Source organism: Pseudomonas reinekei, assembly GCF_001945365.1.
GTDB lineage: Bacteria > Pseudomonadota > Gammaproteobacteria > Pseudomonadales > Pseudomonadaceae > Aquipseudomonas > Aquipseudomonas reinekei.
Genome location: NZ_MSTQ01000004.1, coordinates 472,749 through 479,353 on the forward strand (window position 1 = coordinate 472,749; position 6,605 = coordinate 479,353).

Annotated in this window: 6 protein-coding genes and 1 pseudogene; 5 read left to right on the top strand and 2 right to left on the bottom strand. The window is 56.4% G+C overall.

Annotation, left to right across the window (positions count from 1 at the left end; genetic code table 11):
• Positions 1 to 15: 15 nt before the first annotated feature.
• Positions 16 to 781: pseudogene (locus BVK86_RS09050) on the bottom strand (transposase); the annotation flags it as partial.
• Positions 782 to 823: 42 nt separating this feature from the next.
• Between BVK86_RS09050 and BVK86_RS30325 the strand changes: the two are divergent.
• Positions 824 to 1,060 carry an aldehyde dehydrogenase family protein gene (locus tag BVK86_RS30325; RefSeq protein ID WP_269458096.1) on the top strand — a complete coding sequence of 79 codons (237 nt, stop codon included), beginning with the start codon at positions 824 to 826 and terminating at the stop codon, positions 1,058 to 1,060.
• The gene (locus BVK86_RS30330) at positions 1,030 to 1,407 is read left to right on the top strand and encodes an aldehyde dehydrogenase family protein (protein ID WP_331717015.1); all 378 of its coding nucleotides are present in this window, start codon (positions 1,030 to 1,032) and stop codon (positions 1,405 to 1,407) included. Before BVK86_RS30325 ends, BVK86_RS30330 begins: the two co-directional genes overlap by 31 nt.
• Before the next feature lie 203 nt (positions 1,408 to 1,610).
• Here BVK86_RS30330 and BVK86_RS09065 read toward each other — a convergent pair whose 3' ends face one another.
• Entirely contained in the window at positions 1,611 to 2,438 is an 828-nt protein-coding gene (locus tag BVK86_RS09065; RefSeq protein ID WP_075946094.1) for a helix-turn-helix domain-containing protein, read from the bottom strand.
• A 186-nt stretch (positions 2,439 to 2,624) separates the two neighbouring features.
• Between BVK86_RS09065 and BVK86_RS09070 the strand changes: the two genes are divergently transcribed.
• From BVK86_RS09070 to BVK86_RS09080, 3 genes are read left to right on the top strand one after another with little or no spacing between them, the layout of a single operon-like run.
• Positions 2,625 to 3,764: an ornithine cyclodeaminase family protein gene (locus BVK86_RS09070; RefSeq protein ID WP_075946095.1), complete on the top strand. Its 1,140-nt coding sequence runs from the start codon at positions 2,625 to 2,627 to the stop codon at positions 3,762 to 3,764.
• A 37-nt stretch (positions 3,765 to 3,801) separates the two neighbouring features.
• Positions 3,802 to 4,224, top strand: a complete 423-nt coding sequence (locus tag BVK86_RS09075; RefSeq protein ID WP_075946096.1) for a RidA family protein — start codon at positions 3,802 to 3,804, stop codon at positions 4,222 to 4,224.
• A 57-nt stretch (positions 4,225 to 4,281) separates the two neighbouring features.
• Positions 4,282 to 5,574: an NAD(P)/FAD-dependent oxidoreductase gene (locus BVK86_RS09080; RefSeq protein ID WP_075946097.1), complete on the top strand. Its 1,293-nt coding sequence runs from the start codon at positions 4,282 to 4,284 to the stop codon at positions 5,572 to 5,574.
• Positions 5,575 to 6,605: the final 1,031 nt, after the last annotated feature.

The following is a 6,605-nucleotide window of genomic DNA, read 5'->3' on the forward strand; positions in this document are numbered from 1 at the left end:
CAGCCGTCGCAGGTTCTAAACCGCGGCGGCCAGCTTGAATTCACCGGTTGCGCCGCTCATGCCAAGTAGTCGCAAGCGATCTAATTTCAAGATGCGCTTGAGGTGGACAAACAACATTTCGACCTCCTTACGTTCGTAGCGAGAGCGCTGATACGCCGGCGTTGCTGCAATGCGCCGAGCCACATCACGAGCGGCTTCATGGACGCTGCGGACGGCCTTGCGAATCGGAGTGTACGGGCAGCACTTGGCTTTCATCGGACATTTTGCGCAGTCGGTCTGTCTGGATCGGAAGATGATGGTGTTGGCTTTTGTGACATGTGAGCGCCTGTTCTTGAAGGCCCGCCACTCGCTACGCAGGGCGTGCCCCGTGGGGCAACGATATTCCTGCGCTTCTTCACTCCATTGAAAATCACTGATCGAAAGGCTCTCGTTCTTACGCTCGGTTTTGTCCCAAACCGGCACATGCGGCCAGATTTCTTTTTCGTCGACCATCCAGGCCAACATCGGTGCGGTTCCATAAGCGGTATTGCGAATGGGCCGATCTGGCTTGATATCGAAGTGCTCTTCGACCCGCTCAATCATGGTCTTGGTGCTCTCGACCTCGGCGGTTCGATGAGCTGGCGTTGGTTCCACATCCATGATCACGCCATGCTCGACATCAATCAGGTAGTTAGTCGAGTACGCGAAGAACGCCGGGCCCCTAGCGCTGCGGTCCAGCGAGGAAGCGGATCAGTCAGTGACAGGCGCTTGGGCAGTGCTCGGCCAAAGCTTCTTCATCCAGAAACCCTCGGACCCTGACACCGCCGCACTGCCGGCCGAGGTGATGCAAGCGGCCGGTGTAACGGATGGCGTGTTCAACCTGGTACATGGCTTCAGCCCGAATTCGGCGGGCGAGTTCATTTCGCGCCATCCGGACATCAGCGCCATAACCTTCACGTGCGAGTCGCGTACCGGCACCACAATCATGCGCGCCGACGTCGAAGGGGTTAAACGGCGTCGCTCGAGCTGGGTGGCAAGAACGCGGCGATCATCTTCACCGACTGTGACTTCGACAAGATGATCGACGGCATGATGCGCGCGCTGTTCCTCAACAGCGAGCAGGTCTGCCTATGTTCGAAGCGGGTGTATGTCGAACGCCTGCTGTTCGAGCGCTTCTGCACTGCCATTGCAGAGCGCATCAAGACGATGAACGTTGACTGGCCTCACGAAGCCGCTACCCAGATGGGGCCGCTGATCTCGTCCAAACACCGCGACAAGGTGCTGAGCTTATTCGAACTGGCCCGCGGGGAAGGCTCGATCTTCATCGCCGGTGGCGGCGTGTTGAGCTTTGGTGACGCGCGCGACAGCGGCGCATGGGTTGAGCCGAAATCCGCGAGGTCCAGTGGTGACGATGCAAGGTGTGATTGAGTCATGGTCTGAACGGTGAAGGTCGCCGTGTGCTATTCGGTCATCGCAGTATGGCGAATTTCCTCCGGGCGACGAAGTGCGCTGTGCACTGTGCACTGTGCACTGTGCACTGTGCACTGTGCACTGTGCACCACCAAGATGCACTTTGAAGGGAGGTTTGTGGAGAAACGATGGAGACGCGGATTTATTTGCGCAGAGTGCGCTCAGGCGTAGCTGATCCTGTCGGTGTAGGCGTTCTGCAGCATCTTGCGCTGGTAGTCACAGGGGGTGGTGCTGACCAGCTTTTTAAAGTCGCGCAGGAAGTGCGATTGATCGGAGAACCCCAGGTCGAGGGCCAACTGTGAAAACGATACGTCCTGCTGGGTGTTGAGAGTGTCCAAGGCAGCTTGGCAGCGGATGATGCGGAAAAACGTCTTGGGCGACATGCCGGTATCCTGGCTGAACTGGCGGTGCAGGGTGCGACTTGTGTAGCCACTGAGGTCCTCGAGCTGCTGCAGGCGAATATCACCGCGATGCTGCAGCGTCTGCTGGATGATCATGGCCGTAAGTCGCGACGTTTTACTCATCAGTTGCGGGGCCAGATAGTCGTTGAACAGGCGCATTTGATCGCCCTGCAACGGTGCCTGAACGATGCTTTCGAAGATGTGTGGGGCAAACCCCGAGACCTCCAGCAGGTCGAGTTCGCGTTCGGTCAGTTCTTCGGCCAGCACATTGATGAAACCGGGAATGACGCCTGGTGAAAAACGCACGCCGAAATAATGATGGTGCTGGTGCAATTGCACGGCCTGGGCAGTCAGCGGTGTGCCGGAAATTCTGGCGCTGGGGCGGGCGGCATCGCAGTCGAAAAAAATATCCACGCAACCGTCCGGCACAGCCAGCAGATCGGTCGATTGGGCGACATCGAAGGCATAGAAATGCGAGATCGCCGGGTGCGCGGAAGGCATCACCGAATAGCGTGACGAATTTAGTACGAACCAGGGTTGTTCGTTCGTCGTTTTATGTCGGGCGGGCGGCACGTTCTGCTTGATCATTGTTGCACCTAGGGCATGCACAGATACAGGAAATTTCAAGCATTATTCGCGCCAGCTTTCGGCGTGCAGACCTGCGCTCAATGTCCGAAATTTACAATACCGCCGAAAATCCTCCCTCGATACTCGACCTTGCCAGCGTGGAGCTGTGCTTACCGCAGCGATCTCACCTTCAATCCGAGAATAAATATGTCCACAAATACAAAAATCGACTTCATCTATCTTTCTGAACCGGACATGATCCGCGCAGGCGTCACAGACATGCTCGCATGCGTGAATACCATGGAGGAGATGTTCGGCTTGCTCCACATAGGCGACTACCGCATGGCCGGCCCGAACAATGATTCCCACGGCGCGCTGATCACATTTCCCAAGGACTCGCCGTTCCCGAACATGCCAAAACCTACGGCTGATCGACGCATGATGGCGATGCCGGCCTATCTGGGTGGCAGTTTCTGTACCGCTGGCATCAAGTGGTATGGCTCCAATATCGCCAACCGCGAAAAAGGTCTGCCACGATCGATCTTGATGTTTACCCTTACCGATCCAGACACCGGTGCCCCCTTGGCACACATGTCGGCCAACCTGTTGTCAGCCTACCGCACCGGTGCAATTCCAGGCGTCGGCGCGCGCCATTTGGCGCGCAAGGACTCGAGAGTCGTCGGCCTGCTCGGCCCGGGGGTGATGGGCAAGACTACATTGGCGGCATTCATGGCAGTCTGCCCACATATCGACACATTGAAAATCATGGGTCGTGGTCAAAAAAGCCTCGATAACTTCATCGAGTGGGTACAAGAAACTTACCCACAGATCACTAGCGTCAGCGTGGTTGGAACTCTGGAAGAAGTGGTCCGTGATTCAGACCTTGTTACTTATTGTAGCTCCGGTGAGGTAGGTGACCCCTCCACATACCCAATTGTGCGGCGCGAATGGGTCAAACCGGGTGCCTTCCTGGCGATGCCATCTTTCTGCTCGCTGGACGCCGACATGGAACGGCCCGACGTTCGCAAGGTGTTGGATAACACTGGCCTGTATCAGGCTTGGTTCGAGGAACTGCCGAAGCCTGCGCACAACAACGTACCCGTGATTGGCGTACGCTTCATGGACATGGTCCACGAAGGCAAGATGCGCCTCGCAGATGTCGAAGATATTGGCAAGATTATCGCCGGGGAAGCGCCAGGACGCAGGAACGATGAGGAAATCATCATCATGTCGGTGGGTGGCATGCCCGTGGAGGACGTGGCTTGGGGCACAGTCGTTTACCGCAACGCCATCGGAAAAGGTATCGGCGTGTCCCTGAACCTTTGGGAAACCCCAGAGCTGCGTTAAGCCAAAATCCAACCCTCTCTTCCCGAAGGTATTCGACATGACAAAAATCATCAAAGTCAAAACCGGTTCACCGTTTGAAGAACAAGCCAGTTATTCGCGCCTAGTGGTGATGGACAATTGGATCTTCGTGTCTAACACCGCCGGCCGCAACCCCCAAACCAAGCTGATACCGGAGGATATCCTAGAACAGACACACCAAGTTTTCGCCAACATCGAGGCAGCACTAAACGCAGTCGATGCGAGCTTGGCCGATGTGGTGTGTTCGCGTGTGTTCATCCAGGACCCCAAGGATGTTCCGGCGGTAATGAATCTGATCGGTGAAAAATTCCGTGGCGTCGACCCCGCCAGTACAGTCACCTGTCCGCCACTGGGCTCCACGGTCTACAAAGTTGAGCTGGAAGTCACGGCGTATCGCGGCGCGTCGAAGGCGCAGGTGGAAGTGATTCGACTGGCGCAATGACCGTCACGCGTCCATGCGCAAGCATGGACGCCTTTTTTTGTTTACCGAGTCTTGATCATGGCACCGACTATAGCCCCCGTGAAAACCTCCACTGAGCTTCCCTCAACGACCTCCGTCGTCATCATTGGCGGCGGTATCATTGGCCTGACGGCAGCGCTAACCCTGGCGGAGCGCAACATCGCAGTGGTGGTGCTGGAAAAAGGCCGTATCGCCGGCGAGCAGTCCTCACGCAACTTAGGCTGGGTCCGCAAGACCAGCCGTCACGCTGCCGATATTCCATTGGCCCTTGCCGCGGACCGCTTGTGGGCGCAGATGCCGGATCGGGTCGGGTCAGACGTCGGCTATCGTCAGGAAGGCATCATGTTTGTCGGGCGGACCCCTGAGCAGATGGCGATGCATGAGAGCTGGCTCAAGTCGGTTGAGCATTTGTCGCTGGATTCGCGACTGCTCAGCAAGCGTGAGATCGATACCCTGGTGCCCGGCGGAACCGGCGGTTGGGCAGGCGGCATTTTTACGCCATCCGATGCACGCGCCGAACCAACCTTGGCCAGCAGCGCAATTGCCAAGGCCGCGATGGCGCGTGGCGTGGTGATTATCGAGCAATGCGCGGTGCGTACGTTACAACTGTCTGCCGGTGCGGTCAGCGGCGTGGTCACGGAAAAAGGCGAAATCCGCTGTGATCATGTATTGCTGGCGGGTGGAATGTGGTCGCGGCGCTTCCTGGGTAATCACGGAGTGGCGTTGCCTACCCTGCCCTTGACCTGCTCGGTGCTGCGTACGCATCCCATGGAAGGACCAACGCAAATCGCAGTTGGAGCTCCAGACTTCTCGTTTCGCAAGCACAAAGACGGCGGCTTCATCATTACCCAGCGCGGCAAACTGGATGCTTTCCTAACCCTAGACCACTTGTTGCTCTCAAAGCAGTACATGCCGCAATTCCGTGCACAGCGTAGCGTATTGAATGTATCGCTGGGCAAGCCCTTTATCACTGACCTGGCACTGGCTCGGCGCTGGGGAGCCCATAGTGTGAGTCCGTTCGAACGTATCCGTGTGCAGGATCCAGCTGCCAATCCGCGACTCAATATGGACGCTATGAACAACTTGAAGGCTGCCTGGCCGGTGTTCGAGAAAGCGCGAATCGCCCAAGCCTGGGCGGGCACGCTTGATGTGACACCCGATTCCAATCCTGTCATTGGGCCGGTAGCTCAGATACCTGGGTTAACCGTGGCCACCGGGTTTTCGGGGCATGGTTTCGGCACTTCACCGGCAGCGGGTCATCTTGCCGCGGATTTGGTCAGCGGGCATGCACCGATCATTGACCCAAGCCCTTATCGATTCGATCGTTTCTAAAGTAACGCACTCGTAGCTCGTGACAGTTTTTTCTTTTAAACCTGCTCCGGCTTGCGCCTGCAGTTTTTGCACGCAGGACCGGTGTGACCCTGAGGATAGGTGGAGTACTGGCACTTTCCGCTCAACCTATTGAGTCGGAAATACGCGCTAATGACGACCATGGATTAGCTCCCCAAGGTATCTATTCATGATCATCAAACAGGCCGCGGTGGACCACTCACCGCTGCCTGCTGACATGGGTCTAGTCTAAACAGCCAGATAGTCGCACTATGGTTTCCCTCAAAAGTCAGCTACGAAGCACGTCTAGGCGCATCCAAAGTGGCCAGAGCCTTTAAGCTATTAGCCAATTTATCGTATCGAATATAAAGCGCGGCATTGGCGAAGGCTCTGATAGTCATACCAATTATCGGCCAGCCCATGCCTGCAACGCTCGCGCGGAGAGCCCGATCGCGCATGGAAGGCTGATCTGATCCAGCAACGGGATGAATTGTATCCGTCCGGCCAACACATCTTCCTGACGCAACCGCCGGAGGCCATGGTGTCCAACATTTGGGGGTCAGTTCATTTTTAAGTGGACACCATCGCCCTTATAGCTGGGATCGGGTAGGTGACTTCGCCGGACGCTTACATTACGTTTGAGAATCTTGCTTTCTCAAACCTGTTAAACGCTGTTTTTGAGCGGCTATTCACCCCGTTGTACGTTTGTAAAAACGTAGGTCGTAGCGCTGTACGAAATCGTCCGCCGCGGTCAGTTAGACGCGCAGCTATTCACCAAAGGCCGTGGGGCAGGCGCTGCCTGCCGTGATGGGCCCTACCAGTCTTCAGTTGAGGAGCAAAAAACGGGGCCAAATGTACCTATCCCTATTTTTTTTGCTTGCTCTTCAATTCGGCCAGCCTGCAGCACTGTAGTGGTCAACTGATCCCGGACACGACGTTAAGTTTTTTCTCGGCCTGAGCCGGTGGCAGCCCACCATTAAATTGGTGCGGTCGAATCCAGTTGTATCGGTGCATCAAAAAATGGCTGATATCCC